Source organism: Bradyrhizobium sp. SOJA106 (genome assembly GCF_059448745.1).
The window spans coordinates 4,217,193-4,242,840 of the sequence record NZ_CM182549.1 but is presented as its reverse complement, the minus strand read 5'-3'; the positions used below and the strand labels follow the sequence as shown (position 1 = coordinate 4,242,840).

Sequence of the window (25,648 nt, the reverse complement as noted above, 5' to 3'; positions counted from 1 at the left end):
TCAAAAATCTCCTTCTGGTCAGTTCAGTGCTGTAATTCGCATGGTATTCCCCTGCAGCCAGGCCTGCGCCGGCTTGCCGCGCAAGGCGGCGTCGATGTCGTCCGCAGTCTGGTAAAACCCGTCAATTGCAAGCAGTTCGGCCTCGATCTTCTGACAATAAATCCGCGCGCTCGTGTGCCCGTTGACGCCGGCCATGGCGCGGCCGCGCAGCGCGCCGTAGACGTGGATGGAGCCGCCGGCGACGATCTCGGCGCCCGAGCCGACCGAGCCGAGAATGGTGACGTCGCCTTCGGGAAAGATCACGGTCTGGCCGGAGCGCACCGGCGCCTCGAGCAGCAGCGAGGTCGGCTTGGCCTCGGCCTTAGCTTCAGCCTTCTTCGGCGCGCTCGGCTCGACCACGCAGCTGCGCCCGCCCGAGAGCAGCGGCGGCATGGCCGCCGTCAGCCGCGATTCGTCCACGCCCTCGATCCCGAGCACGCGGATGCCGCGGTCCTGGAGGCTGGTGAGCAGATGGCTGATGCCGGACTGGCTGAGGTCGACCGAGGACAGGTCGACCACCACCGGCCGGCCCGCAAAGAAGCCAGGCGAGCGGGCAATGGTGGCGTCGATCTCCTGGAGCCAGTCCTGGATCGGAACCGTCGGCACGAACACGAAGGCCACATAGGAGCGCCCGCGCAGGCGCACCATCTGGCGTTGGACTTTTGCTGCAGCCTCCATGACGGCCGACTCGTTCCCCGTTATTGAATGGTTAACGATGCGGCCGATTTGGTTAACGGCCGGTTAACTCCGGGGGAGGCACCGGGCGGGATGCTATGCCGTCATCCTGTGGATCACACCATCAGGCGCCGCTAGCGGCGCCGGCTACTTCTTCACCTTGCTCGCATCCATCTTGATATCAGGATCCAGCATCTTCGTTGAAAACGCCGTGCTCACGTCGAACGGCTTCTCCATGCCCAGGTAGGTCTGGACCAGCTCATAGTCCTTCTTCATGCGGTCGCCATCGATCCAGCCGAGGCCCTTGGTGGTCGTGAACTCGTCGGTCATCAGGAACTTGATGCGCTCCCATTGGCGCTCCTGGTTCTCCTTGTCGAGGCCGGAGACCTGATCGAGCAACGCCTTCAGGCACGGCGTGACGTCGGCGACGCAGGCCGCGAAGGCCTTCTGCGAGATGCGCACGAAGTCTTCGACGAGCTTGGGGTTTTTCTGAAGATAGGCGCCGTTGACGATCAGCGAATTGCCGTACGGATTGAGCCCGATATCCTTCCAGTTGATGTAACCGAGGTCCTGACCGAACTCGATCACCTTCAGATCGTGCTCGTTGTAGAAGTCGCTGATGATGTCGACGGTGTGGCTCTTGAGGCCCGCGATCTTGGCGGTCGGGCCGATATTGACGAAGCTGACGGAGTCAGGCGCGATCCCTGCGGCCTTGGCGAACGCCGGCCACATCACCCGCGAGGCATCGCCGGGCGGATTGCCGATCTTGTGGTTCGGGAAGTCCTTCACGCCGTTCACGCCGTAGCTCTTCAGCCAGTAGAAGGTCTGCCCGGTATTGGCGTAGATGCTCATCAGCGCGACATCGTCGGCGCCCTTGCTCTTGGCAACCAGCATGGTGGCGAGATCGGCGATGCCGAAGGGCGAGCCGCCGGAGCCGACCTTGGCAGCGGAGACGCCGGAGCCCTTGCCGACCTCGATGGTGAGGTCGATGCCGGCCTTCTCGTACCAGCCCTGCGCCTTGGCGTAATAGAACGGCGAATGGTCGGCGGTTGGCGTCCAGTTCAGGATCAGATTGACCGCCTCGCCCGCGCTGGCCGGGACCGCCGCCAGGCTGAGCACCAGCGCCACAACAGCCGCCTGCAAACGCTTCATCGCATCTCTCCTCATTGTCTGCGACCCGGCTTGTCGCTCTCCCCATGTGAGGATACCAATGCAACAAGGCCGCCCTCAAGTTGTCAACTGTTTGGTTGGAAATGCCCGCAAAACGTTCAGGCGACACCGTGCCGCAGCGGCGCGACCCCGTCGCTACCCGCAACAAGCTGCTCACGGCGGCACGGCTGGAGTTCGCCAAGCACGGCTTTGCCGGCGCCCGCGTCGACGAGATCGCCGAGCGCGCCGGCGTCAACAAGCAGCTGGTCTACCATTATTTCGGCGACAAGGACGCGCTCTATCTCGCCGTGCTCGAATGGGTCTACGCCGACATCCGCGAGCAGGAGCGGCAGCTCAATCTCGAAGGCCTGCCGCCGGAAAAGGCGATCCGGAAGCTGATCGAGGCCTCGTTCGATTACCTCGCCACCAACCCTGATTTCATCGTGCTGCTGAACGACGAGAACCGCGGCGGCGCCCGTCACGTCCGCGGCTCGACGCGGCTGGAGGCGATGCACTCGCCGCTGGTCCGCAGCGTATCCCACATCCTGCACGAGGGCGTCCGCGCCGGCGTGTTCCGAAAAGGGATCGACCCGGTCCAGCTCTATATCTCCATCGCCGGCCTCAGCTATTTCTATCTCTCCAACACGCCGACGCTGTCCGCGATCTTCGGCAAGGACCTGTCGAGCCGGGCCGCGCGGCGCGCCCGCCGCCGCCACGTCGCCGACCTCGTGCTGCATTCGCTCCGGGCGTAATCAACCAACTGGTTGAAACTTACCCCTAGGATGGTTAAGCTGACGACCAGCGGCATCCGTCGCTGCTGGCAACAGGGAGCAAATGGTGGCAGGAGACGCAGCCCGCACCTCGCGCAGCTTTGCGGTTGTCCTGATCGTGCACCTCGCCGTGCTCGTCCTATGGCAGGTCGCGGTCGACGCCTTCCACGTGCCGAAATTCATCCTGCCCTCCCCGCTGGCGACGATTCAGACGCTGGGAACCGCAAGCTATGCCTGGGGCGCCAACACGCTGGTGACGGCCATCGAGATCCTAGGCGGCTTCGCGCTCGGCGCCTTCGTCGGCGTAGCGCTCGCGGTGATCTTCAGCTGGGCGCCGCTCGTCAGCCTCGTGCTGCTGCCGCTGTTCGTGACCTTGAACATGATCCCGAAGGTCGCGCTCGGTCCGCTCTTCATCGTCTGGTTCTCCTACGGCATCGTGCCGAACATCCTGATCGCCTTCAGCATCTGCTTCTTCCCGATCCTGCTCACCACCGCGCGCGGCCTGCGCGAGGTCGAGCCTGACCTGCTCGACCTCGTCAATTCGCTGCGCGGCTCGCGCTGGACGCTGTTCCGCAAGATCCAGCTGCCGGGATCGCTGCCTTACGTGTTCTCCGGCATGAAGGTCGGCGCCATCCTCGCCGTCGCCGGCGCCATCGTCGGGGAGTTCATCGCCTCCGAGCGCGGGCTCGGCTATCTCATGATCCAGGTGCAGTCATCGCTCGACACGCCCGCGATGGTAATGGCCGTCGTGCTGCTCACTCTGCTCGGCGTCGCTCTCTATGGCGTGGTCCTCAGCCTCGAACGCATGTTCGTGATCGGCGATGCAAGACAAACCTGAAACGGCAGACTTGAAGGATAGAACCATGCTGCTCACCCGCGAGAATCTGCCGAAGACCATCCCTGATATCGCGGCACTCGACGATCTCCTGTGCCGGCCGACGCAAGCGCTGATCGACGACCTCAATAAGGTCGAGGGCGACATCATGATCCTCGGTGTCGGCGGCAAGATGGGCCCGACGCTGGCGGGGCTCGCGAAAGCCGCCGCGCCAGATCGCCGCGTCATCGGCGTCGCCCGCTTCAGCGAAGCCGGCGTCAAGGAGTGGCTGCACGCGCGCGGCATCGAGACCATCAACTGCGATCTGATGGACGAGAAAGCCATTCAGGCCCTTCCCAAGCCGCCGAACATCATCTTCATGGCCGGCCGCAAATTCGGCGCCGAGGGCGATCTGTCGCTGACTTGGGCGATGAATGCGCATGTGCCGGCGCTGGTCGCGCAAGCCTTCCCGTCGTCGCGGATCGTGGCGTTCTCGACCGGCTGCATCTATCCCTTCGTCCCCGTCGACGGCAAAGGCTCGAGCGAGGAGATGGCGCCGAACCCGCCAGGCGAATACGCGCAGTCCTGCGTCGGCCGCGAGCGCATGTTCGAGTATTTTTCGCGCAAATTCGGAACGCCCGGCCGGCTATTCCGCCTCAACTATGCGATCGACATGCGCTACGGCGTGCTGCACGACATCGCCACGAAAGTCCTGAACGGCATTCCAATCGACGTCAGCCTCGGCCATGTCAATTTCATCTGGCAGGGCGATGCGTCCGCGCAGGCGCTGCGGTGCCTTGCGCATTGCACGGCTCCGACCTCGCCGATCAATGTCAGCGGCCACGAGATCTTGGCCGTGCGCGATCTCGCGCAAAAATTCGGCGCCCGCTTCGGCCGCGCGCCGGTGCTGACGGGCAAGGAAGAGCCGACGGCGTGGCTCACTGATACGTCCAGGGCTGTCGAGCTGTTCGGGCTGCCCGTCGTCGACACGGAGCAGCTGATCGCATGGACCGCTGACTGGGTGTCGCGCGCCATGCCGAGCCTCGGCAAGCCGACCAAATATGAGGTGCGCGATGGACGCTACTGACGCTCCGCCCATCCTCAAGCTCGGCGTCGCCGACGCGATCGCCGGGCTCGCGCTGTCGGCGGAGGCGCATTGGAACCAGACCGAAGAGGACTGGCGCATCTTCCTGCGCGACGGCATGGTGTTCGGCATTCGCGACGGCATGCGGCTGGTCGCGACCGCCGCCCTGCTCCCATACTCAGGCAACAACGCCTGGATCAGCATGGTGCTGGTATCGGCCACCCACCGCCGCCGCGGCTTTGCCACCCGCCTCGTCGATGCCTGCCTGGAGACGGCGCGCAAAAACGCCCTGACCAGCTGGCTCGACGCCACGCCCGACGGCGCCGCCGTCTATGGACCGCTCGGTTTCACGCCAACGCTGCAATTGCGCCGGCTCAAGCTGGTGAAGCCGGCGCAGGCCGCCGCCCCGGCGCCGTCAGCCGCAACGCTCAACGCGCTTTGCGCACGCGATCGGCGCGCCACCGGGTTCGACCGGACCGCGCTCCTCACCGCCTTCGCCCAACGCTCCGGCTCGCGCATCGTCGCAGCGAACGGCGCCATCGCGCTGGTGCGCGACGGCCGGACCGCGCGCCATATCGGCCCATTGTTCGCTGACGATGCCGAGGACGCGCTGGCCCTTGTCCATGCGATCGCGCACTCGGAGCCTCGCCCCCTCCTGATCGACGCCGTCGCACCGCAAGCCGCGTTCCTGGAAGGATTGACCGCATCGGGCTGGACCATCGAACGGCCGTTCCAGCGCATGCGGTTCGGCCCTGCCACATCAGCGGGCGACGAAATGCCATTCGCCGTCGCCGGCCCCGAATTCGGATAGGACATCATGCACCACAGCCAGATCAACGCGGACGTTCGCAAGCTGATAGCCGAAGGCACCGTGCTGCCGGCGCACCCGCTCGCGCTCACCGCCGGGCGTCAGCTCGACAAACAGCATCAGCGCGCGCTGACGCGTTACTACATCGACGCCGGCTCCGGAGGCCTTGCCGTCGGCGTGCACACCACGCAATTCGCGATCCGCGATGTCGGCCTGTACCGGCCGGTGCTGGAGCTTGCCGCCGAGACAGCCGCGAACTGGACCAAGCGGCCGCTGGCGATGGTCGCCGGCCTTGCGGGCCCGACCACGCAGGCCGTCAGTGAAGCCCGTACCGCGCGCGACATCGGCTATCACGCCGGCCTGCTCAGCCTCGCCGCGATGAAGAGCGCCTCCGAGGACGAGATCCTCGCGCATTGCGCCGCGGTCGCCGCTGAGATCCCGCTGGTCGGCTTCTATCTCCAGCCGGCGGTCGGCGGCGTCATCCTGTCGAGCCGGTTCTGGCAGCGCTTTGCTTCGATCGACAATGTCATCGCCATCAAGATCGCGCCGTTCAACCGCTATCGCACGCTCGACGTGCTGCGCGGCGTTGCCTCCGCCGGCGCGCTCGACCGCGTCGCGCTCTACACCGGCAATGACGACCACATCCTGCTCGATTTGATGCTGCCGTTCGATCTGCGTGACAAGGGCATCACCACGCGCACCTATTTCAAAGGCGGCCTGCTCGGCCACTGGTCGGTCTGGACCGCGAGCGCGATCAAGCAGTTCGAGCGCTGCAAGGCGGCGCGGTACAAGGACAGCGTGCCGGCCGACCTGCTCGCGCTCGATGCCCGCGTCACCGACTGCAACAGCGCCTTCTTCGACGTCGCCAACAATTTCCACGGCTGCATCGCCGGATGCCATGAGATCCTGCGCCGCCAGGGCCTGATGCAGGGCCTGTGGTGCCTCGATCCGGACGAGGGCCTCAGCCCCGGCCAGAAGGAGGAGATCGACCGCGTCACGCGCGAGCACGCCGACCTCAGCGACGACGCGTTCGTGGCGGCCAATTTGAGCAAATGGCTGGCATGAGCTCCGAGGCCTTCATCAGCCTGCAAGGTGTCCGAAAGGTCTACCGGACCGGCGGCGCCGAATTCCTGGCGGTGTCCGACGTCACCATGGACGTGCAGGAAGGTGAGCTGGTCTCGCTGGTCGGCCCCTCCGGCTGCGGCAAGACCACGGTGATGAAGATTCTGGCCGGCTTGCACAACGCCGACGGCGGCCGCGTGAACATCGGCAACGCCAAAACCCCGTTCGATCCCACGCGCGACATCGGCATGGTGTTCCAGCAGGCGCTGCTCCTGAAATGGCGCACCATCCTCGATAACGTGCTCTTGCCGGCCGAGATCGTCGGACTGCCGATGAAGGCCGCGCGCGAGCGGGCGCGCGACCTGCTCAACCTCGTCGGCCTCGCCGGCTATGAGCAGAAATATCCGCAGCAGCTCTCCGGCGGCATGCAACAGCGCACGGCGATTGCGCGCGCCTTCGTGCACGATCCTAAGCTGATCCTGATGGACGAGCCGTTCGGCGCGCTGGATGCGCTGACGCGCGAGCAGATGAATCTGGAGATGCTGCGGATCTGGCGCGAGAGCGGCAAGACCATCATCTTCGTCACGCACTCGATCCAGGAAGCGGTGTTTTTGTCGTCGCATTGCGCGGTGCTGACCGCGGGCCCGGCGAAGATGGCGGATTACTTCGCAATCGACCTGCCCTTCCCGCGCGACCTGCCGCTGAAAACGACGGACGCGTTCGGCGCCTATGCAAGGCGCGTTTACGCGAAGCTGGGGCTGGGCGCGGCGTAAACACCGCGCCCTCCTCGCACTCAGCCCTTGTTGCGCATCTTGCTGAGCAGATGGTTGTCGTAAAAGTTCTCCGCGATCTGCGTATAGAACAACAGCTCCCTCATATACGCATCGTGGCTCTCCTTGGTGCGCTTGAACAGGTCGCTCTTGGCGGCGAGCTCGTTCAAATGCTCCTGGGTCGCATTGTAGCAGGCCTCCAGCACCGGCTGGGGGAATGCCTTCAACTCCGCGCCATTGGCGATCAGCCGCTTCAAGGCCGCCGGATTCACGCTGTCGTATTTCTCGAGCATCCAGGCGCCGGCGGCGGACGCAGCCTGGTTGACGATCGCCTGATAGTGCTTCGGCAGGCTCGCCCATTTCTCGTCGTTGACGATCATGTGCAGCATGGCGCCGCCTTCCCACCAGCCGGGGAAGTAATAGTACTTGGCGACCTTCTGGAAGCCGAGCTTCTCGTCGTCATAGGGGCCGACGAATTCGGCGGCATCGATCGAGCCCTTCTCCAGCGCCGCATAGACATCGCCGCCGGCGAGCTGCTGCGGCACGATGCCGAGCCGCGCCAGCACATGGCCGCCCATGCCGGCGATGCGGAATTTGAGGCCCTTGAGATCGTCGACGGTCTTGATCTCCTTGCGGAACCAGCCGCCCATCTGGGTGCCCGAATTGCCGCAGAGGATGGCGTGCGCCTTGAATGGCTTCAGCGCCTCGTTCGTGAGGTCGGCGCCGCCGCCGAAAAACCACCAGGACTCCTGATGGCGATGATTCATGCCGAACGGCGCGCCGGTGGCGTAGGCCAGCGCCGGCTCCTTGCCGATATAGAAATAGAGCGGCGTCTGCGCCATCTCGACCGAGGCGACGCTGACGGCGTCGAGCGCCTGCAAGCCCGGGACGAGTTCGCCGGCCGCAAAAGTCTGGATCTGGAATTTGTTGTCGGTGGCGTCAGCCACGTATTTCGCGAAGGTCTGGGCCGTGCCGTAGATGGTGTCGAGCGACTTCGGGAAGCTCGAGGTCAGGCGCCATTTGATCTCGGGCGAGTTCTGCGCGATCGCAGGTGCGGCCACCAGCGTCGTCGCGCCCGCAACCGCGCCGCCCTTGAGGAATGTACGGCGTTTCATGATGAGCTTTCTCCCTAAATCAAGCTTTGAAATGTATGGCCTTTAGTCAGCCCAGGGCCTTGGTCTTGGCCGACCGTTTGCCTGTTCCTGAGGCAGACTTCAAGCTGCGAGAACGCATAGCGCCCGGCCATCGGCCGCCAAATCAGCGCATCGAGCCAAGGACTTGCCGAGAACGCCTCAGGCGTCGTCGAGGAAGACCAACAGCGCACGCTGCTGTCGCAACATGGTCCTCTATCGGCACCATACCGTATTGCCATCTGGGTCCCGCCTCTGCGCCGCAACGCTTCAGGCGTTGCGGCTTGTCCGGGATACGAGAGCGACGAATGCCCTCACCTCCACACCCGCAAATGATGAAAGAGACGCTCCGCTCAGAGCAGCTTCGCGCTCACGAATAGCGCCCGCACGGCGTTGGTCGCCTGCACCGCGAGCATGGCATTGTCGGCGGCACCTTCGAGCGCCACGACGGCGTCCTCGTGCAGCGCTCGGAATTCCATCCACTCGACGGACTTGTAATTGGTGAGGAACTGATAGGCCTGGCCGACGGTCGCGATCGCCAGCGTGTCGCCGTTCAGGCGAATCTTGAACGTCGTGCGCAGCGGAGTTTCGGATTTTGATGGATCACTCATGGGCTGCTTCTGGACGATGACGGCTTAACGAAGGGAGAACGGCAGCCCCGCCGCACCTGGCGAATATCAGGAATCGGTGCTGGCGCGCTGCGAAGCCGTTGCCGATCTGCCCAGGCTCGGCACCACGACGAGGCGGTTGAACTCGCCATTGTCCCACGACTTGAGGAAGCGGTCATAGTCCTTGATCGAGACGCAGCCGTTGGAATCGCCGCGCGGCCCGAGCATGTAGTTGTGGGTGAGCAGGCCGACGCGGCCGAGTGCGCTGGTGCCGTCAGTCGGCGTCATGCGCAGCGCCCGGACGCCGTGGAACAGCTTTTCGCGCGGCTTCAGATCGTAGGTCGCCGGCGGGGTCGCGCCGACCATGCGCTGGTCGACATGGTCGGGGTCGTCCATCAGCGCGCCCATGCCCGAATGCGCCTCCAGCGCGACGCCGCTCGGCAGATAAACCGCCTTGGCCTTGATGTCGTAGACCGCGGTGCGCGAATCGTAGCCGAGGGCGGCGAGATCAGGCGCCTTGGCGAACAGGCCGTCGCCGGGGGTCAGCGAGGCGAGCTTGATCTTGTCGGTGAATTTCTCGAAGAAGTTGCGGTTATCGACCTTGGGATTGGTCTCGGCATAGGCTTGGCTGGAGGCGACCTGGGAGGCGAAATCGGCCTGGACCGGACGCGAGCGCGGCATCGGGACGGCGTCGGCGCGCTGCGCGGGCTTCGGCTCCTCGACGGCATGCCGGTCGTCATCGGTCAGTGTCGAGCGCCACTCGTCGCCCTGGAGCTTCTGGGCGAGCATCGCCTTGGCATCTTGCAGCTTGAGCTGCACCGCATTGAGGGCGGAGCGCTCGATCGACCGCAGGCCCAAATCACGGGCGGGCGGATTGCCCGAGAGCGATGCGAAGCGATCGTCAAACGAAGGGGTATTGGCGGGCGGCAAGGCGGCGGTGACCAGCGGGGTCGAGCCGCCGATATCCGCAACCCAGGCGGCGGCGCCGAGCGCCACCGCGACGGCGGCCAGGGACAGCAGTATCGTCTCGGTCCGCCCAATACGGCGGCGCGACGACAACAGCCTCTCGGCGCGTACGCGGTCGGAAACCATTAGATCCCCAAATCGACCCCCGGGGGACCCACCCCCACCCGGAGATTCTCTATACCAGCTACCACATTGGGAGCCAAAAGTTAGGCATAATCGCGGCCGGCAAGGGCCCGTCGAGGCGTCTCAAGGTATCCCATGACCGATCCTTTCGATCTAGAGCGCTTCGTCCGGGCCCAGGATCCGGTTTTTCGCGCCGTCCGGGAGGAGCTGGCCCGCGGGCGAAAGCAGAGCCACTGGATGTGGTTCGTCTTCCCGCAAATCGCCGGTCTCGGCTTCAGCGCCATGTCGCAGCGCTACGCCATCGGCTCGCGCGCGGAGGCCGAGGCCTATCTCGCCCACCCCACTCTCGGCCCGCGCCTGATCGACTGCACGCGTCTCGTGCTCGCCGTCGAGGGGCGCACCATCAACGCCATCCTCGGCGCGCCGGATGACGCCAAATTCCGCTCCTCGATGACGCTGTTCGGCGCGGTGTCCGATCAGCCCATTTTCGGCGAGGCGCTCGCCCGGTACTTCGCAGGCGAGCGCGACGGCGCGACGCTGGCGATCCTCGCGGCCCTCGATCGAAAAGCGTAGGCACCGCTGCCTGCTCGGCCGGCAGCGTAAACCGGCAATTAACACGGCCCGCCTATTTTTCGGAGAATATCTTTCTCCCGTGCCAATTGCCGGACTGCCCATGAAAATCGGAACGCTCCTGACCACCGCCATCGTCTCGTTGTCGACCGTCGGCGGCGGGCTCGCCGTCTACGTCGCCGTGACGAAATACCAGACGATGGAGCGTATCACCGAGGCGCAAGGCCGGCTTGCGATCGTCCGCGCCGTCAGCGACATCCCGCGCTATCTCAACCCCGAACGGGGCTATTCCACCAACATCCTCTACGGTCCCGCCACCATCGATCCCGCACTGCTTGCCGAGCAGGACAAGTTGCGCAAGTCGACCGATGGCGCGCGCGACAAGATGAACGCGCTGCGCAAGGAGCTGCCCGGCCCGTTCGACGACGGCGCCACCATCGGCAGCAATATCGACGGTATCAATGCGAAGTTCACGGCTTTGCGTGAGGCCATCGACAAGGCGCTGGCCGGGCCGGCCGAGGCGCGCAAGGACGCGGCCAAGAAGATCGTCGCCGACAATGCCGTGCTCAACGGCGGCGTGACCGCGCTGCTCAACGAGCAGGTCCGGCGCATGGCGATCCTCAATGGCGACGCCTACCGCCAGGCCAGCTACGCCAATATCGCGATGACGCTGCGCGACGTCGGCGGCTTCAATTCCAGCCTGCACAAGAATCTCGTCGGCGGCAAGAAGCCGGCGACCGATGCCGAGAAGGCGGACATCAGCCGCTCGCAAGGTCGCAACGATCAGATCGTGATGTCGCTGCTGGAATTGCGCGGCAATCCGGCCACTCCGGCGAACGTCGCCGCGGCGCTCGAGAAGTTCAACGCGATCTATGTCGAGGAGTTCGGCCGCGAGCTCAAGCTGGTGAAGGACGGTGCCGTCACCGGCAAGTACGAGCACGACATGGACACCTATTACGCCTCGACGCAGCGCGGCCTTGGCACCATCATCGAGGTCCGCGACGCCTTCTACGACAATGCCGAGCAAATCCTCGCGGGTGCCTCCTCCGCCGCGCGCACCAGCTTCACCATCGCTCTCGTGGGCCTCCTCGCCGTGCTGATCGCGAGCATCGGCCTCATCGTGACAGTCCGCCGCCGCGTCTGCGCCCCGATCGTCAGTCTCACGACGCGGATGTCGCGGCTGGCCGACGGCGAGGTTGCCGAAGAGATCCCCGGTGCCGCGCGCTCCGACGAGATCGGTGCGATGGCTGCGGCCGTCCAGGTCTTCAAGGACAACATGATCCGCGCCGACCGCCTCGCCGCCGAGAAGCAGGCCGAGAACGACGGCAAGATGCGCCGCGCCCAGGCGCTCGACGAACTCACCCGCGCCTTCGAGGCCAAGGTCACCGAGCTGGTCGGCGGTCTGTCCCACGCCTCCTCCACCATGGAAACCACCGCACAATCGATGACCGCGACGGCGGCCCAGACCAACAGCCAGGCCGCCGTCGTTGCCGCCGCGTCGCAACAGACCTCGACCAACGTGCAGACGGTCGCCAGCGCCACCGAAGAGCTGACCTCCTCGATCACCGAGATCGGCCGTCAGGTCGCGCAGAGCACCGAGATCGCGGCCCGCGCCGTCGACAATGCCCGCCGCACCGGCGACACTGCGCGGGCGCTCGCCGAGGGCGCGCAGAAGATCGGCGACGTCGTCACGCTGATCCAGAGCATCGCCGAGCAGACCAATCTTCTTGCTCTCAATGCCACGATCGAGGCCGCCCGCGCCGGCGATGCCGGCCGCGGCTTTGCCGTGGTGGCGTCCGAGGTGAAATCGCTGGCCGGCCAGACCGCCAAGGCGACGACCGAGATCTCCGAGCAGATCACCGCGATCCAGACCGCGAGCGACGAGACCGTCGCCGCGATCCGCAACGTCGCCGACGTCATCGCCGAGATCGACCAGATCGGCACCGCGATTGCCGCCGCGATCGAGGAACAGGGCTCTGCGACCAAGGAGATCGCCCGCAGCGTCCAGGAGGCCGCGCGCGGCACCCAGGAGGTCAACACCAACATTTCAGGCGTGCAGCGCGCCGCCGACGACACGGGCGCGGCTGCCAGGGAAGTGCTGGGCGCGGCCGAGCAGCTCTCGAGCCAGTCGCGCGACCTCGCCGGCCAGTTCGACCGCTTCCTCAGCGAGGTCCGGGCGGCTTAGTAAGGCGGCGCCTTGCGCGCCCGCTGCGCCTTGGCGGCCTCGATCCACCAGGCGAGATCATCGGCAAAGCGCGGGAATGAACGCTCCAGCGCCTTGCCGCCCTCGCCGATCGGCTCGCTCTCGGCCGACAGCGTCTGTGCGATCGGGCCGACACCGATGGTGCTCGAGATCACCACCATGCCCATCTCCGACAGCGTGCCGTGCCAGGCGGTGGAGGCACGCGCGCCGGACAATCGGCCGGCGGAATAGCTCACGATCGCGGCCGGCCGCCAGAACCACTCCTCCAGGAAATGGTCGGTGAGGTTCTTCAGGCCGGGCTGGATGCCCCAATTGTATTCGCCGGTGACGAAGACGAAACCATCGGCGCCGCGGATCTGCCCGGCCAGCTTCTCCAGCGCCTCGGGCGCAGAGCCCCTGGGGTATTCCTTGTACATGCGGTCGAGCATCGGCAGGCCGATGGCCTTGGCGTCGATGAACTCGACCTCCTCTCCGCGGCTGCGGAGGCGATCGATCACGAAATTCGCAAGGCGGATGCCCATGCGGTCGGAACGGTAGGAACCGTAGAGGACGAGGATGCGATTGCTCATGGCCGGCACGTTAGCACGAAGCGGCGGGCCGTTCCCAACCGATTTGAGGCGCTATCGTTTTCGTCTGAGCTCCAGCGTCTGTGAGGGGGTCTCGCCGAACTGGTTGCGATAGCTCCTGGAGAAGTCGCTGAGATGCCAGAAGCCGAAGGCGAGCGCGACGGCCTTGACGCTGTCGGCTCCGCCGCCCAGCAGCCGCTGGCGCACCAGCCACAGCCGGCGCAGGCGCAAGTAGCGGTGCAGGCTCATGCCGCGATAGCGGCGGACGACGTCATGCATGGTGCGGACCGGCACGCCGAGCTTGCGCGCGATGTCCTCGCTGTAGATGGGTTGAGAGAGATCGCCGGAGAGCAGCGCGCGAATATCCTCGAAGATCCTGAAGTTGCGCGCGTCATTCGGCCACACCGTCCATCGTGCCGGAACGACGTCGGCGATGGCCGCATCGACGGCAGCGAGCAAGGACTCCCGCATCGCAGCCGCCTTCATCGGCACCGCGGCGGCATCGACGGGTTCGGAGGCGGCCGCGACCACCTCCGTGACGGTTCGCCGCAACCGATGCAGCGCCTGCTCGCTCGTCTCGAACAGCTTGAAGCTCGACTTCGCTTCCGGCCAGCCACGATCCCTCACTTCCGGCCTGAACACGACGGAGCCGACCTGACGCTGAACCTCCTCGACCGTGTTGTAGGCCGCACCGCTGCTGCCGACGACGATGACCGCGCGATCCCGCTGCGCGCCGTTGAAACGAATGGGCACGTCGAGATCATCCATCGCGAAACCGATCGCCGTGCAATCGTCAACAAGCTGCGCATCCACGACGCGCGGAAACGCGCGCGTGACGTTCACGTCGCAGCCGGGCAGATGCAGGATAATCTGCTCGGTCGCAATCCTTCGCACCAAAGGCGTGAACTCGATGTTCAGCCCGCGTATCGAACTGCGAAACTCGTCGACGTCGTAGAACCGAAATATCTTTGGCGCCAGCAATGGCGCATCATCAATGCTGCTCATGACAATGAAAAATCGCGTCCTGAACGACGCGCGTCCGCAATAGCGCCGATCTGTTTCCCCTTCGGTGCCCCCGTTAGATCGAAAGAATCATCCTACCCGTTACACATCAATTGGCGAGTGTCCCGTGTCGAAGGACAAGTCGTCGCAACTCGCCTCGCCGAATTTCGATAGCGATTCCGGTTGTATCGACGGTGCTTCAATACCCCACCGTTCAATGCTTAAATTTCAAATTAACCGCTGTGCGGCGCAATAGGGGAGTTGAATAGTCAAAATATATTTTGAGCACAGGCCGCTGCCATGATGGCAAATTCGCCTGCTGACATTCTGGTTGAACTGGAACAGGCGGTCGCAACGTGTCCGCTTGACCGCTGCGCCCGCATTCTCGCCGGCATTGTGCAATTGCTCACTGGCCGCTGCGACCGGTCTCAGGAAGTGCTCGCCAACGTGGTCGACGGCGTTCTGCTCCGATTGGCGGAGCGGGTCGAGGCACGCGCATTGGCTGAGCTCAGCACCACGCTTGCCGAGCTGAAGGTGGCGCCGCCGCAGACGTTGGGGCGCCTCGCGGCGCACGATGATCCGGACGTGGCGTGTCCAGTCCTGCTCAAATCACAGGCACTCGGCGCGGCCGACCTTGCGGCGGTCGCGGCCTCTTGCGGCGAGCGGCAGCAACGCGCGATCGCCGCCCGGGATTGCATCGAGCCGGTCGTGACGGAAGCGCTGATCCAGCGTGGCGGCGCGATCTGCCTTGCGCTGATCGGGAACCCCGGAACCAAATTCTCCGACGCCGCCTACGCCGCACTGATCGCCAAGGCTGACGAGGACGGCGAGATTGCGAAGGCGCTGGTGCTGCGGCCCGGTACGCCCGACCTTGTCGTGCGGAAGCTGCTCTCTGCCCCACTCGGCCAGAAGACGCCGGCAAAGCCCAACGCGTCCGCCGTGCCGCCCGCCCAAACAGCTGCGCCAGCGCGCCCCTGCCCGGCCGACTATGCCGGCGCACGGCCGGAGATCGTCGCGCTCAACCGCGTCGGCAAGCTCAACGATTCCACGGTGAATCGCTTCGCGATCCGCGGCGAGACCGCCAGCCTGTTCACGGCGCTGTCGGTGCTGTCGGGCGCTCCGATCGAGGTCGTCGAGCAGGTCATGGCCGACGGAGATTGCGAAGGCCTGGTGATGGCCTGCCGGGCGTCGCGGCTGAACTGGGCGACCACGCTCGCGATCCTGAGCAACCGCAGAGGCACGCGGCTCTCCTTCGCCGAGCGCGAGCGCGCACAGCACATCTACGAGACGCTGCTTCTGTCGACCAGCCAATGGACGGTGCGCTGGGGAGAAATTGCGGCAAGCGCCAAGGCGAACGGTCGGTGACATCGCGGCGCGACAATGGGGGATAGCCAATGAGGTTCGACGGTCGAAAGGCGGCTCGCGTAAGGATGGATCACAGGCAGCCCGTCAACCTGATGGGCTCGGACGGCACCTGGCGCCGCAGCTGCGTCCTGCTCGACGTGTCGCAGACCGGCGCGAAGCTCGAGGTCGAAGGCACGCTCGACGTGCTCCAGGCCAAGGAGTTCTTCATGCTGCTGTCGTCGACCGGATTGGCTTACCGGCGTTGCGAGCTGGTCTGGATCGACGGCACCACGGCAGGGGTTCACTTCATCACCGCAGATGGCAAGGGGAAGCCGAAGGCCAAGGCCGAGAGTGCGGCCCAGAGCAAGTAACCCGATCATTCATCCAACGAATTGAACGCAAGTGCGGTAACGTCCGGGTCAGACCGTGCAGAACGCGCGAACCATACAAAACCTCGTCAATGGAGCCGACGGTATCCGGGAGATGGAGGCCGCGCGCCCTCTCGTGCAAGTGCTGGCCGACACGTCCGACAAACTGTCGGGCATACGCTCGATTCTGGAAGAGAGATTTACCGTTGCCGGCGAACGGCTCGATGCCGACGCCAAGCTGTCGCAGGTGCCGTCCGCCGTCGTCATCCGCGCGGAGCTGCGCGACGTCGACAACATCGCCGCCATCAAGAAGCGCGCCGGCAAGCTCGCCAAGGCGAAGAAGCGCATCTTCCTGCTCGAGCATACCTCTCACGTCGGCATTTCACAGGCCTACGCGCTCGGCGCCACTCTCGTGCTTCCGGCGATGGTCACCCGGACCAGGCTGCTGGCGGCGCTGTCCGATCCTGCCGACCCGGCGTCGGCCTCGTCGAATGATCCGGCCGATCCCGACAATGCGGTCGAGACCGCAGCGACCGCCATCGCCTCGATGTTCACCGCCGTCACGCTTGGCCAGCCGCTCGACGTGGACGGCACCAAGCAAGCCGGTCGCCAGATCGCCGATCGCATCACCCAGCACGGACTGTCCGAATGGCTCACGACGGTACGGCGCCACCACGAGGGAACCTACCAGCATTGCCTGCTGGTCACCGGCGTCGCCATCGACTTCGGCTTGAGCCTCGGCGTGCGCCCCGCGGATCTCGAGCGCCTGTACACGGCGGCGATGTTCCACGACATCGGCAAGGCCCAGATTCCGCTCGCCATCCTCGACAAGCCCGGCCGGCTCGATCCGGGAGAGCGCGCGATGATCGAGACGCATCCGGTTGCCGGCTACGATTTTCTGAAGAGCCAAGACAAGATCACGCCGGAGATCCTCGATGCCGTCAGGCATCATCACGAATATCTCGACGGCAGCGGCTATCCGGACGCGCTCTGCGCCGAGAGCATCAGCGACATCGTCCGCATTCTCACCATCTCTGACATCTTCGCGGCGCTGATCGAGCATCGCCACTACAAGCCGACCATGCCACGTGCGGAGGCCTACGACATTCTCTGCGGAATGAAGGGAAAGCTGGAGAAGGTGCTGGTGAGCTCATTCAGGCAGGTCGCGCTCACGCGGTAAGCGCGGTAATCGCCTCTCGGACACGGGCCTGATGCATGATCCGGAAAAGGGCACAGCGGTTTTCCGGAAAGATCATGCGCAGGCAATAAACTCAAGCGCGACGACGCTTCATCGCGCTTTAGTGCGTGGCCCGAAATTTGGCCCGCCGCGGCATCGACCGACAAGCCAGGCCTTCGGCAAGCAGCCTCATGTCCTCGCGTCTGCCGCTGCGTATGAGCCTGCTGAACTCTTCAGGTGTGAAGGGAAGACTTGGATCCTCGTCGATCGGGCGCCGCAATCGCGGACCGAAGAACCACCGAACCAGGCTAGCCAGCCGCCGCATATCGATTCCCTCGCGCCAGCAACAAACCTTTTAGCCCGCATATTGTTCCTCCCGCCCGATCGAGATTGCAAGGGGCCGTAACGACTCCGCACCAAAAATTTCTGCGAGAGAATATTCTCCTCCGCATAACCCGCCGTGCTAATCGGCAAAACCGACATAGCGCACGAACTCCGCATTACGCGCGCGATCCGAGCGCACGGCATTCGCGGCAAAGTTGTCGTTGGGATAGCCCATCGCAATGCAGGTCATGATGACCTCGTCCTCCGGTATCCTGGCGACTTCGCGCACGATGTCGGAACGCATGATGCCCTGCCCGTTGATGACGGAGCCGAGACCGCGGTCCCACGCCGCGAGCACGATGCCGTAGCAGAGCGCGCCGAGATCGAAATGGCAGACCGCGCCGGGATCGAGCACGCGGTCATACGTGAGGACCAGCGAGACCGGCGCGTCGAACTGGCGGAAGCCGCGCAGCACCCAGTCCTGCCGCATCGGCTTGTCGTCGCGCGCAAGGCCCATCGCGCCGAACAGCTTCTTGGCGATGTCGACCTGCCGGGTGCGGTGCACGCCCTGATATTCGCCATGGCTGACGATGTCGCGCTTGATCTTGGCGCCGCCAACCATCTCCTCCATGTTTCGGCGACGCACCTCTTCCAGCGGTGCGCCTGTGAGCACGTGGACATGCCAGGGCTGGGTGTTCATCGACGACGGGGCGCGCTTGGCGCTCTCGATGATCGCCTCGATCGTAGAGCGGGCGACCTGCTGCTGCTTGAAACCGCGCACGCTGCGGCGCGACTGGACCAGCGTCTCGAATTCCACCCTAGGACCTCCCTGCCTCCACATTTGCGCGCATTGCAATCGTAACGCGTCGACGGTTGCCGATGCGGCGCGCCAAATCTATGCTGGCCCGCAAGCAAGACCAAGAACCCTTATGAGGATCACCATGCCCGCACCGCTCGATCCCGTCGTCGCCCAGATCATTCCGCAGCTGCCGCTGCGCGATCCCACCACGATGACGCCACAGGGCGCCCGCGATTCCTTGCGCGCACTGGCTGCCTCCCGCGACGCGGTGCCGCCGCCGCCAGTCGACAGCGTGCAGGATATCAAGGTGAAGGGCGGCGCCGGACCGCTCGATGCGCGTGTCTACCGGGTCGGCAACAATCCCGCGCCGACGGTGGTGTTCTTCCACGGCGGCGGCTGGGTCGCCGGCGATCTGGAAACGCATGACCGCCAGGCCCGCAATCTCGCGATCGAGACCGGCGCGGTCGTCGTCTCCGTCGATTATCGGCGTCCGCCGGAAACCCGCTTTCCCGGCGCCTTCGAGGACGCCTTCGCAGCGGTCGGCGACGTGTTTGGCCGCGTCGCGGAATTTGGCGGCGATGCCAAGCGTTTCGGCCTTGCCGGCGACAGTGCCGGCGGCAATCTCGCGGCCACCACCGCGATCGCCTGCCGCGATGCCGGGATCAAGCTTGCCGCGCAACTGCTGGTCTATCCCGTGACCGACGCCGTCGGCCTCTATGCCGACGCCACGGAGAACGCGCGCTTTCCATCACGCGCGGAAAACGCCGAAGGCTACTTTCTCACGCGTGCCACGATGCAATGGTTCTGCGGCCACTACCTCGCCGATCCCGCTCACGCCGCCGATTGGCGCGTCTCCCCGCTGCGCGCCGCCTCGCTCAAAGGCCTCGCGCCCGCGATCGTAACTACCGCCTGGTTCGATCCGCTGCGCGACGAAGGGGCCGCCTATGCGCGGGCGCTTGAAGTTGCCGGCGTGCCGGTGAGGCATCACGAAGGCCCGGGCCTGATCCACGGCTATTTCGGCATGGGTGACGCCTCGGACGTCGCGCGTGCCGAGGCGCAGCGCGCACGAGCCGATTTCAAGGCACTGCTCGCGCGCGGAATCTGAACCGCAGATGAATGGAAGGAGCTGCGATCGAGCATGCGGCCCGCAATCCTGCTTGATTGCGCCACGATTCGCGGCTCCAATCCGCATGCCATTTCTGGTTTAGGGAGACACCCATGATGAAGCGGATTTTCCTCGCAGCGATCGTTGCCACCTTTGCGGCGGGCTCGGCCTTCGCGGACGACACCTGCGAGAGCAAGGCGGTCGGCAAGGACGGCAAGCCGCTGGCCGGCGCCGCCAAAACCTCGTTCCTGAAGAAGTGCAAGGCGGAGGCCTGCGCGCCCAAGGCCGTCAGCGCCGACGGCAAGCCGCTCGCCGGCGCCGCCAAGAGCAGCTTCATGAAGAAGTGCGAAGTCAGCGCGTAGGGCCTGCGCAGCGGCGGCTTTCTTGAATTGCTGCTGCTTTAGCGAGCAATAGCTCGCGCCACGATCGATGCCCGGGCTTGTCCCGCCTCCGAGGCCGAAGCCTCTTCGGCAAGGCGAAGGCCCGGGCATTCGCGTTCTTGTTTCCGAATAGAGATGGCGAGAGGGAGAACCGTCGCCGCCCCCGGGGCACCGCCCATCCGAACCAACTCCTCCGCCGATATCACAACCCTGGACAGAAAGCTCCGGCTGACGGATCATGCAGTGCTGAGCGAAATGGGGCGCATCGACGAGGCTTTCCAGCAAAAGGACGTCAAGATGTGGCAACTTCAAGTGCGTCATCAGATCATGGCGACAGTGAGCGTGCTGTTCGCGCTGCTCATCAGTCTTGAAGCTGCGAACGCGAGGGGCCCCGGTCTGCCCAACGTCATGGTTCTGGCCACCGGCGGCACGATCGCCGGCAGCGGCGCGAGCAGCACCACCGTGGTCGGCTACACCGCAGCCACGGTGGGGATCGAGACCCTCCTGAACGCCGTCCCCGAACTGAAAACGGTGGCCAACGTCAAGGGCGAGCAGGTCTTTCAGATCGCCAGCGAGAACATGAACAATGACTACTGGCTCAAGCTTGCAAAGCGCGTCAACACGCTCCTCGCGCAGGATGACGTGGACGGGATCGTGATCACGCACGGGACCGATACGATCGAGGAGACCAGCTATTTCCTGAACCTTGTCGTCAAGAGCAGGAAACCCGTCGTCATCGTCGGCGCGATGCGGCCGTCGACCGCGATCAGCGCCGATGGGCCGATCAACCTCTTCAATGCGGTGATCCTCGCAGGCAGTGACGAGGCCGTCGGCAAGGGCGTGCTCGTGGCTCTCAACGATCAGATCAACGCGGCGCGCGACGTCACCAAGAACAACACCTCGACGGCAGACACCTTCCGCACCCCGGAACTCGGCTTTCTGGGCTACATGCAGGGCAACAAGCCCTACTTCTATCGTCAATCGACGCGCCGGCATACCGCGGACTCCGAATTTGACGTTTCCAACCTCGATGCCCTGCCGCAAGTCGATATCGTCTACGGCTACGCCAACATGAACCGGGTGGCGATCGACGCCTTCGTCGCCGCCGGGGCCAAGGGGATCGTGCACGCCGGCGTGGGTGACGGCAGTCTTGCCCGGCCCGCGGTCGAGCCGGCTCTCGACGAGGCCCGCAAGAAGGGTGTCGTGATCGTCAGGAGCAGCCGCGTCGGCAACGGCATCGTCGCGCGCAACGGGGAAGCCAAGGATGACGAACACGACTTCGTCGTCTCTGATACGCTCAATCCGCAGAAGGCGCGGATCCTGCTGATGCTGGCGCTGACCAAGACGACCGACACCAAGGAAATCCAACGGATGTTCTACACGTATTAGACACTCCGCTCATTCTCACTTGTGGCGGAAATCAAACGCGGCGCCGAACGGCTTGATCAATCCGATCGTCGGCGCCGGAAAATGGATCGGCAGGATCAGCGTCGCTGTTGGAGGAGGTCTTGCCGGAGCAGCGTCGATCCCTGCCCGCACGGAGAGATTTTGGCTTCGATCATTGAATCATTGACGCAACAGATCGCCTCGCTGCCGCCGAGCGAAGACACCATAGCTGCCCTCGAAGTTCCTGAAGCGATCGGATCTGATCAAGATCCTCCCGTCAGGAGAAGAAGCTTACTTCGGACCGGCGGAGGAGTGCTCGCGAGTGCTCGGGATAAGGCAGCTGAGCACGACAGAGGCCGGCATCGTCACATACGGCTTCACGTCACTGCTGTCTGCTCTAGAGAAATTGCCTCCGACAGAACTCCTCACGGCACCGCGTTCGCCACTGCTGAATGGTACGGCACCTTTTTGTCAGACCAAGCCGATCGGCTCGTGGGCTTCGTGCTCGTCAGGCGCCGATTTCCTGAGGAGGAACAAGAACGCCTGGAGTGGTTTCGGCGAAACCTGACGTAGCTACGACCGCAGCCCCGGCGCTTCCTGCCCGGTGCGTGCGACATATTCGGTGTAGCCGCCGCCATATTGATGGATTCCTTCCGGCGTCAGTTCCAGCACGCGGTTCGACAGCGTCGCCAGAAAATGCCGATCGTGCGAGACGAACAGCATGGTGCCGTCGAAATCAGACAGCGCCCTGATCAGCATCTCCTTCGTGGCGAGGTCGAGATGGTTGGTCGGCTCGTCCAGCACCAGGAAGTTGGGCGGGTCGAACAGCATCTTGGCCATCACGAGCCGCGCCTTCTCGCCGCCCGACAGCACGCGGCAGCGCTTCTCGACGTCGTCGCCGGAGAAGCCGAAGCAGCCGGCGAGCGCGCGCAAGGACCCCTGCCCCGCGGTCGGAAACTGGTCTTCCAGCGACTGGAACACGGTGCGCTCGCCATCGAGCAGATCCATCGCGTGCTGGGCGAAATAGCCCATCTTGACGCTGCCACCGAGCGTCACCGTGCCCTGGTCAGGCTCGCTGGCCCCGGCAACGAGCTTGAGCAGCGTCGACTTGCCGGCGCCGTTGACGCCCATCACGCACCAGCGCTCCCTGCGGCGGATCATGAAATCGAGCCCATCATAGATGCGCTTGGAACCGTAGCCCTTGTGGACGTTCTTCAAGGCGACGACGTCCTCGCCCGAGCGCGGCGCCGGCGGGAAGTCGAACACGACGCTCTGCCGGCGCCGCGGCGGCTCGACCCGCTCGATCTTGTCGAGCTTCTTCACCCGGCTCTGCACCTGCGCCGCATGCGATGCGCGCGCCTTGAAGCGCTCGATGAACTTGATCTCCTTGGCGAGCATGGCCTGCTGGCGCTCGAACTGCGCCTGCTGCTGCTTCTCGTTCTGCGCCCGCTGCTGCTCGTAGAACTCGTAGTCGCCGGTATAGGTGGTGAGCGAGCCGGAATCGATCTCGATCACCTTGGAGATCACGCGGTTGATGAACTCGCGGTCGTGCGAGGTCATCAGCAGCGTGCCTTCGTAATCGTGCAGGAATTTCTCCAGCCAGATCAGGCTTTCGAGGTCGAGATGGTTGCTCGGCTCGTCGAGCAGCATGACGTCGGGGCGCATCAGGAGAATACGCGCCAGCGCCACGCGCATCTTCCAGCCGCCGGAGAGTTTTCCGACGTCGCCGTCCATCATCTCCTGGCTGAAGCCGAGGCCGGACAGCGCCTCGCGCGCCCGGCCGTCCAGCGCGTAGCCGTCGAGCTCCTCGAAGCGGTGCTGCACCTCGCCATAGCGCGCGATGATCTCCTCCATCTGATCGGCCTTGTCAGGATCGGCCATGTCAGCCTCGAGCTCGCGCAGCTCGGCCGCGACCTCGCTGACGGGACCTGCGCCATTCATCACCTCGGCCACGGCGCTGCGGCCACTCATCTCGCCGACGTCCTGGTTGAAATAGCCGATGGTGATGCCGCGATCGGTCGAGACCTGCCCCTCATCGGGCAGTTCCTCGCCGGCGATCATCCGGAACAGCGTGGTCTTGCCGGCGCCATTGGGCCCGACGAGGCCGATCTTCTCGCCCTTGTTGAGGGCCGCCGAGGCTTCGATGAACAGGATCTGGTGGCCGGCTTGTTTGCTGACGTTGTCGAGGCGGATCATGGGGTCTTTTTGGGGGGATTTTTGCGTTGCAGCGTGATAGTCCATGCCGGCCCCCAGGGGAAGCCCGGCGAGACCCGGATTTCCGTCCGGACGTCAATCTCCTGCAATCGATCCCGACGCGCCGAAGCGCGGCTCGGTCCGGGCTGCCGGCCCGGCATCCGCTTCAGGCCTGAAGCGTGCCGCCCTCGTCACCGGCAAACATCGGCATCGAGCGCTGCAATGAAGCTTGCTCGATCATCGCGCGACATTGCCGCCAGGACGGCGACGGGATTTGTCGCGGGCGTCGTTTCAGGGTTGCAGCAGCGAGAGCAGACGTTGCCGGTCCTGATCGCGGCATCGTTGCTCTGCCCGCATTCGTTCAAGCTCGGCTTCTGCTTTGGCCGTCTCCTCGTTCTGCTGCTTCATCTCGACAACGAGCGCCTCTTGCTCGGCGAGCCGCCGTTCCCCTTCGACGACTTCGCGCTCGATCTGTTGCAGTTCATCGTATATCGCAGTCTTGTACATGATGATCCTCGAGCGGCTGTGCTGCGAATCCGCCGCAGAGTTTCCGTCAGGCGTCAGCCGTGCCTCGACGCGCATGATTTTCAACTCAATCATCTTCGCGAACGTTCCCGCTGATGCCAGTTTTTCCCGATCGTTGCAGCGCGCCGGGAACGATCACGCGGCAATCGGAATCCCTTCACCAGCCCGAAGACCGTCGGGATCACGATCAGGGTGAGCAAGGTCGACGAGACCATCCCGCCGATCATGGAAACGGCGATGCGCTGCATGATCTCGGAGCCGGTGCCGTCGAGCGCATGCATGCCGAAGCGTTGGAGCACGATGCCGGTGGCGACTTCTCCCTCGCCGTTCAACTCGGTGATGGCGCGCCGCTTGTCGGGGCCGAGCTCGCCCCTGGAGACGTCCCGCAACGGCACGGGCGTGCCCTTGTCCGTCTTCAGGACGACGTTGCCGAGATCGTCGATGCTTTTGAGCTAGCCGCGCCCCCGGGAGGAGCAACCGTGCAAATCGTCCGGCCATTACGATTGCGCCAGATTCGCAGGGGATGCCGGCAAATTATTTCCGCGGCGGGCTGGACGCGGGTCTTTGCGAGTGCCCGTCCTACGCCCTTTGCATCAACCGTCGGCTTGCCCCACCGCCGACTTTGGCGTTGAGCCGATTTGCTCCGGGTGCTATCTTTCAGTGACATCGTTCCCGCTAGGGCTGATGGGACGGGCTGATTATCAGGCTTACGGACTGCCGCCCGCCATTTGGAAATTGGAATATTTTAGCCATAGGCCCCGCCTCCGGACGTATTTCAAAGTCGGCCGGGGAAATGTTCATTGGACGTCATTTCCCTCCGTTCTTCCCATTGACTCGGAGGCGGGCTTTTTCTGACCAACCCTTTAGAAAAGCCATTCGCCATGTCTATTTTCAGAAGCCGCGCCCCGCGTGCGGCAGGCAATGACCATTCAAGGCGAGTTTGCCGCTACGTCTTGGCTTCCATACTCTCGGCCGCCTCCGTCATTCCGTCTGCGAGCGCCGCGTCCGCTCAATGCGCAGCCCGCGATGTGTTGCAGAACCAGCTGAAGCTCAAGACGCCCTCAGCCCCAGCGTCCCAACAGCCCATCAAGTCCGGGCGCGACCTTGCGACTTGGAAGACGATCACAATAGGTACCTTTCCTGACTCACTTGCGTTGCGCAACGAGCTCTATAGGAAGGGCTGCAATGTCGGTGGTCAGGCCGCCGAAATCCTTGCTCGGCCGACGTTCATCGTTAGCTCTCGGAAGACAAATGTGGAGCTTGTCGATCTATCGCCTGCACAGCTTGGGTTCACGTCCGCTACCGTGACTTTGGCTGACGTTTACGCACGCGCCAAGCAGCTCGGCCTTGAACTTGCTGCGGCCGAAGTCGGCCCGCAATTGCGTATCCAATATTTCGACCAGCCTATCGGCGAATTTCTCATCATGGGAATGGACCCGATCAAGACATGGAGCGGCGAGCCGATTATTCTGAATGTCGCAAATGGCGGCGCCGGATTGATCCTCATCGGCCAGGATGGTCGATCCGAAGCGGGTATACCCGTGACATCTCGTTTCATTTTCGCCCGATCCTATCAACCGGCAGCTAGCAGCGAAGTCATCGGATCAATAGCGCGAGCCTATCTGCCGCCATGAACGGACTGACGCGCGTTTGCGTCGATTGGTCGTGCCCGCCGCCTTTATCGGATCATTTTCCACGATGTTTGATT

General features: G+C 64.4%; 25 protein-coding genes and 3 pseudogenes. 15 read left to right on the top strand and 13 right to left on the bottom strand.

Annotation, left to right across the window (positions count from 1 at the left end; all coding sequences use genetic code 11):
* Nucleotides 1-18: 18 nt before the first annotated feature.
* Both minC and AC5V87_RS19410 read right to left on the bottom strand, forming a co-directional pair.
* Complete coding sequence (gene minC / locus AC5V87_RS19415; RefSeq protein ID WP_456838722.1) at nucleotides 19-717, bottom strand: septum site-determining protein MinC; 699 nt, start codon at nucleotides 715-717, stop codon at nucleotides 19-21.
* Nucleotides 718-861: 144 nt separating this feature from the next.
* Nucleotides 862-1,866, bottom strand: a complete 1,005-nt coding sequence (locus AC5V87_RS19410) for an ABC transporter substrate-binding protein (protein WP_495367485.1) — start codon at nucleotides 1,864-1,866, stop codon at nucleotides 862-864.
* 101 nt (nucleotides 1,867-1,967) lie between these two features.
* On the opposite strand from AC5V87_RS19410, the gene AC5V87_RS19405 reads away from it, so the two are divergent.
* From AC5V87_RS19405 to AC5V87_RS19380, 6 genes are all read left to right on the top strand, one after another.
* Complete coding sequence (locus AC5V87_RS19405) at nucleotides 1,968-2,615, top strand: TetR family transcriptional regulator (protein ID WP_495367484.1); 648 nt, start codon at nucleotides 1,968-1,970, stop codon at nucleotides 2,613-2,615.
* 85 nt (nucleotides 2,616-2,700) lie between these two features.
* Nucleotides 2,701-3,471: an ABC transporter permease gene (locus AC5V87_RS19400; RefSeq protein ID WP_495367483.1), complete on the top strand. Its 771-nt coding sequence runs from the start codon at nucleotides 2,701-2,703 to the stop codon at nucleotides 3,469-3,471.
* Nucleotides 3,472-3,496: 25 nt separating this feature from the next.
* The gene (locus AC5V87_RS19395; protein WP_495367482.1) at nucleotides 3,497-4,534 is read left to right on the top strand and encodes an NAD-dependent epimerase/dehydratase family protein; all 1,038 of its coding nucleotides are present in this window, start codon (nucleotides 3,497-3,499) and stop codon (nucleotides 4,532-4,534) included.
* Nucleotides 4,521-5,342: a GNAT family N-acetyltransferase gene (locus AC5V87_RS19390; protein WP_495367481.1), complete on the top strand. Its 822-nt coding sequence runs from the start codon at nucleotides 4,521-4,523 to the stop codon at nucleotides 5,340-5,342. Before AC5V87_RS19395 ends, AC5V87_RS19390 begins: the two co-directional genes overlap by 14 nt.
* A 6-nt stretch (nucleotides 5,343-5,348) precedes the next feature.
* Nucleotides 5,349-6,404 (top strand): dihydrodipicolinate synthase family protein, encoded by a 1,056-nt coding sequence (locus tag AC5V87_RS19385; protein ID WP_456838727.1) that lies wholly within the window; start codon nucleotides 5,349-5,351, stop codon nucleotides 6,402-6,404.
* Nucleotides 6,392-7,174: an ABC transporter ATP-binding protein gene (locus AC5V87_RS19380; protein WP_495367480.1), complete on the top strand. Its 783-nt coding sequence runs from the start codon at nucleotides 6,392-6,394 to the stop codon at nucleotides 7,172-7,174. Before AC5V87_RS19385 ends, AC5V87_RS19380 begins: the two co-directional genes overlap by 13 nt.
* A 20-nt stretch (nucleotides 7,175-7,194) precedes the next feature.
* Here AC5V87_RS19380 and AC5V87_RS19375 read toward each other — a convergent pair whose 3' ends face one another.
* From AC5V87_RS19375 to AC5V87_RS19365, 3 genes are all read right to left on the bottom strand, one after another.
* Nucleotides 7,195-8,286, bottom strand: coding sequence for a TRAP transporter substrate-binding protein (locus AC5V87_RS19375; RefSeq protein ID WP_495367479.1), 1,092 nt, complete (start codon nucleotides 8,284-8,286; stop codon nucleotides 7,195-7,197).
* Nucleotides 8,287-8,654: 368 nt separating this feature from the next.
* Nucleotides 8,655-8,912 (bottom strand): hypothetical protein, encoded by a 258-nt coding sequence (locus AC5V87_RS19370; protein ID WP_456838730.1) that lies wholly within the window; start codon nucleotides 8,910-8,912, stop codon nucleotides 8,655-8,657.
* Nucleotides 8,913-8,978: 66 nt separating this feature from the next.
* Nucleotides 8,979-9,929 carry a DUF2778 domain-containing protein gene (locus AC5V87_RS19365; protein ID WP_495371922.1) on the bottom strand — a complete coding sequence of 317 codons (951 nt, stop codon included), beginning with the start codon at nucleotides 9,927-9,929 and terminating at the stop codon, nucleotides 8,979-8,981.
* Between the two features lie 204 nt (nucleotides 9,930-10,133).
* Between AC5V87_RS19365 and AC5V87_RS19360 the strand changes: the two genes are divergently transcribed.
* Both AC5V87_RS19360 and AC5V87_RS19355 read left to right on the top strand, forming a co-directional pair.
* On the top strand, nucleotides 10,134-10,571 hold the full coding sequence (locus AC5V87_RS19360) for a DUF1810 domain-containing protein (RefSeq protein ID WP_495367478.1): 438 nt from the start codon (nucleotides 10,134-10,136) through the stop codon (nucleotides 10,569-10,571).
* 100 nt (nucleotides 10,572-10,671) lie between these two features.
* Nucleotides 10,672-12,753 carry a methyl-accepting chemotaxis protein gene (locus AC5V87_RS19355; protein WP_495367477.1) on the top strand — a complete coding sequence of 694 codons (2,082 nt, stop codon included), beginning with the start codon at nucleotides 10,672-10,674 and terminating at the stop codon, nucleotides 12,751-12,753.
* Here the strand turns inward: AC5V87_RS19355 and AC5V87_RS19350 are convergent.
* Complete coding sequence (locus AC5V87_RS19350; RefSeq protein ID WP_456838733.1) at nucleotides 12,750-13,340, bottom strand: NADPH-dependent FMN reductase; 591 nt, start codon at nucleotides 13,338-13,340, stop codon at nucleotides 12,750-12,752. The two genes, AC5V87_RS19355 and AC5V87_RS19350, sit on opposite strands and share 4 nt — an antisense overlap.
* Nucleotides 13,341-13,391: 51 nt before the next feature.
* Nucleotides 13,392-14,342: a helix-turn-helix domain-containing protein gene (locus AC5V87_RS19345; protein ID WP_456838734.1), complete on the bottom strand. Its 951-nt coding sequence runs from the start codon at nucleotides 14,340-14,342 to the stop codon at nucleotides 13,392-13,394.
* Between the two features lie 297 nt (nucleotides 14,343-14,639).
* Between AC5V87_RS19345 and AC5V87_RS19340 the strand changes: the two genes are divergently transcribed.
* From AC5V87_RS19340 to AC5V87_RS19330, 3 genes are read left to right on the top strand one after another with little or no spacing between them, the layout of a single operon-like run.
* On the top strand, nucleotides 14,640-15,704 hold the full coding sequence (locus AC5V87_RS19340; protein ID WP_456838735.1) for a DUF2336 domain-containing protein: 1,065 nt from the start codon (nucleotides 14,640-14,642) through the stop codon (nucleotides 15,702-15,704).
* 29 nt (nucleotides 15,705-15,733) lie between these two features.
* The gene (locus AC5V87_RS19335) at nucleotides 15,734-16,054 is read left to right on the top strand and encodes a PilZ domain-containing protein (RefSeq protein ID WP_456838736.1); all 321 of its coding nucleotides are present in this window, start codon (nucleotides 15,734-15,736) and stop codon (nucleotides 16,052-16,054) included.
* A 55-nt stretch (nucleotides 16,055-16,109) separates the two neighbouring features.
* Nucleotides 16,110-17,231 carry an HD-GYP domain-containing protein gene (locus AC5V87_RS19330; protein WP_495367476.1) on the top strand — a complete coding sequence of 374 codons (1,122 nt, stop codon included), beginning with the start codon at nucleotides 16,110-16,112 and terminating at the stop codon, nucleotides 17,229-17,231.
* A 460-nt stretch (nucleotides 17,232-17,691) separates the two neighbouring features.
* Here the strand turns inward: AC5V87_RS19330 and AC5V87_RS19325 are convergent, their stop codons facing one another.
* Nucleotides 17,692-18,369, bottom strand: a complete 678-nt coding sequence (locus AC5V87_RS19325) for a nitroreductase (RefSeq protein WP_495367475.1) — start codon at nucleotides 18,367-18,369, stop codon at nucleotides 17,692-17,694.
* Nucleotides 18,370-18,493: 124 nt separating this feature from the next.
* On the opposite strand from AC5V87_RS19325, the gene AC5V87_RS19320 reads away from it, so the two are divergent.
* From AC5V87_RS19320 to AC5V87_RS19310, 3 genes are all read left to right on the top strand, one after another.
* Nucleotides 18,494-19,456: an alpha/beta hydrolase gene (locus AC5V87_RS19320; RefSeq protein ID WP_495367474.1), complete on the top strand. Its 963-nt coding sequence runs from the start codon at nucleotides 18,494-18,496 to the stop codon at nucleotides 19,454-19,456.
* A 113-nt stretch (nucleotides 19,457-19,569) separates the two neighbouring features.
* A complete protein-coding gene (locus tag AC5V87_RS19315; RefSeq protein WP_235546726.1) occupies nucleotides 19,570-19,818 on the top strand; it encodes a hypothetical protein in 249 nt (82 codons plus the stop codon).
* A gap of 360 nt (nucleotides 19,819-20,178) precedes the next feature.
* Complete coding sequence (locus tag AC5V87_RS19310) at nucleotides 20,179-21,225, top strand: type II asparaginase (RefSeq protein WP_495367473.1); 1,047 nt, start codon at nucleotides 20,179-20,181, stop codon at nucleotides 21,223-21,225.
* A 15-nt stretch (nucleotides 21,226-21,240) separates the two neighbouring features.
* Here AC5V87_RS19310 and AC5V87_RS19305 read toward each other — a convergent pair.
* The 5 genes and pseudogenes from AC5V87_RS19305 to AC5V87_RS19285 all read right to left on the bottom strand — a co-directional run.
* Nucleotides 21,241-21,333 (bottom strand): annotated as a pseudogene (locus AC5V87_RS19305) (MBL fold metallo-hydrolase); the annotation flags it as partial.
* A 462-nt stretch (nucleotides 21,334-21,795) separates the two neighbouring features.
* Nucleotides 21,796-23,418: an ABC-F family ATP-binding cassette domain-containing protein gene (locus AC5V87_RS19300; protein ID WP_456838741.1), complete on the bottom strand. Its 1,623-nt coding sequence runs from the start codon at nucleotides 23,416-23,418 to the stop codon at nucleotides 21,796-21,798.
* 288 nt (nucleotides 23,419-23,706) lie between these two features.
* Entirely contained in the window at nucleotides 23,707-24,015 is a 309-nt protein-coding gene (locus tag AC5V87_RS19295) for a hypothetical protein (RefSeq protein WP_495367472.1), read from the bottom strand.
* Nucleotides 24,012-24,206 (bottom strand): annotated as a pseudogene (locus tag AC5V87_RS19290) (efflux RND transporter permease subunit); the annotation flags it as partial. The pseudogene AC5V87_RS19290 and the gene AC5V87_RS19295, both read right to left, overlap by 4 nt.
* Nucleotides 24,207-24,392 (bottom strand): annotated as a pseudogene (locus AC5V87_RS19285) (hypothetical protein); the annotation flags it as partial.
* Between the two features lie 429 nt (nucleotides 24,393-24,821).
* On the opposite strand from AC5V87_RS19285, the gene AC5V87_RS19280 reads away from it, so the two are divergent.
* A complete protein-coding gene (locus AC5V87_RS19280; RefSeq protein ID WP_495367471.1) occupies nucleotides 24,822-25,574 on the top strand; it encodes a hypothetical protein in 753 nt (250 codons plus the stop codon).
* Nucleotides 25,575-25,648 lie beyond the last annotated feature (74 nt).

Excerpts from the sequence above, each read along its gene's own strand:
- AC5V87_RS19335 (WP_456838736.1), top strand. The coding sequence starts at position 15,734 with ATGAGGTTCGACGGTCGAAAGGCGGCTCGCGTAAGGATGGATCACAGG.
- AC5V87_RS19280 (WP_495367471.1), top strand. The coding sequence starts at position 24,822 with ATGTCTATTTTCAGAAGCCGCGCCCCGCGTGCGGCAGGCAATGACCAT.
- AC5V87_RS19370 (WP_456838730.1), bottom strand. The coding sequence starts at position 8,912 with ATGAGTGATCCATCAAAATCCGAAACTCCGCTGCGCACGACGTTCAAG.
- AC5V87_RS19390 (WP_495367481.1), top strand. The coding sequence starts at position 4,521 with ATGGACGCTACTGACGCTCCGCCCATCCTCAAGCTCGGCGTCGCCGAC.
- AC5V87_RS19345 (WP_456838734.1), bottom strand. The coding sequence starts at position 14,342 with ATGAGCAGCATTGATGATGCGCCATTGCTGGCGCCAAAGATATTTCGG.
- AC5V87_RS19315 (WP_235546726.1), top strand. The coding sequence starts at position 19,570 with ATGATGAAGCGGATTTTCCTCGCAGCGATCGTTGCCACCTTTGCGGCG.
- AC5V87_RS19405 (WP_495367484.1), top strand. The coding sequence starts at position 1,968 with ATGCCCGCAAAACGTTCAGGCGACACCGTGCCGCAGCGGCGCGACCCC.
- AC5V87_RS19410 (WP_495367485.1), bottom strand. The coding sequence starts at position 1,866 with ATGAAGCGTTTGCAGGCGGCTGTTGTGGCGCTGGTGCTCAGCCTGGCG.
- AC5V87_RS19355 (WP_495367477.1), top strand. The coding sequence starts at position 10,672 with ATGAAAATCGGAACGCTCCTGACCACCGCCATCGTCTCGTTGTCGACC.
- AC5V87_RS19375 (WP_495367479.1), bottom strand. The coding sequence starts at position 8,286 with ATGAAACGCCGTACATTCCTCAAGGGCGGCGCGGTTGCGGGCGCGACG.
- AC5V87_RS19350 (WP_456838733.1), bottom strand. The coding sequence starts at position 13,340 with ATGAGCAATCGCATCCTCGTCCTCTACGGTTCCTACCGTTCCGACCGC.
- AC5V87_RS19380 (WP_495367480.1), top strand. The coding sequence starts at position 6,392 with ATGGCTGGCATGAGCTCCGAGGCCTTCATCAGCCTGCAAGGTGTCCGA.
- AC5V87_RS19300 (WP_456838741.1), bottom strand. The coding sequence starts at position 23,418 with ATGATCCGCCTCGACAACGTCAGCAAACAAGCCGGCCACCAGATCCTG.
- AC5V87_RS19395 (WP_495367482.1), top strand. The coding sequence starts at position 3,497 with ATGCTGCTCACCCGCGAGAATCTGCCGAAGACCATCCCTGATATCGCG.
- AC5V87_RS19385 (WP_456838727.1), top strand. The coding sequence starts at position 5,349 with ATGCACCACAGCCAGATCAACGCGGACGTTCGCAAGCTGATAGCCGAA.
- AC5V87_RS19320 (WP_495367474.1), top strand. The coding sequence starts at position 18,494 with ATGCCCGCACCGCTCGATCCCGTCGTCGCCCAGATCATTCCGCAGCTG.
- minC (WP_456838722.1), bottom strand. The coding sequence starts at position 717 with ATGGAGGCTGCAGCAAAAGTCCAACGCCAGATGGTGCGCCTGCGCGGG.
- AC5V87_RS19295 (WP_495367472.1), bottom strand. The coding sequence starts at position 24,015 with ATGATTGAGTTGAAAATCATGCGCGTCGAGGCACGGCTGACGCCTGAC.
- AC5V87_RS19340 (WP_456838735.1), top strand. The coding sequence starts at position 14,640 with ATGATGGCAAATTCGCCTGCTGACATTCTGGTTGAACTGGAACAGGCG.
- AC5V87_RS19360 (WP_495367478.1), top strand. The coding sequence starts at position 10,134 with ATGACCGATCCTTTCGATCTAGAGCGCTTCGTCCGGGCCCAGGATCCG.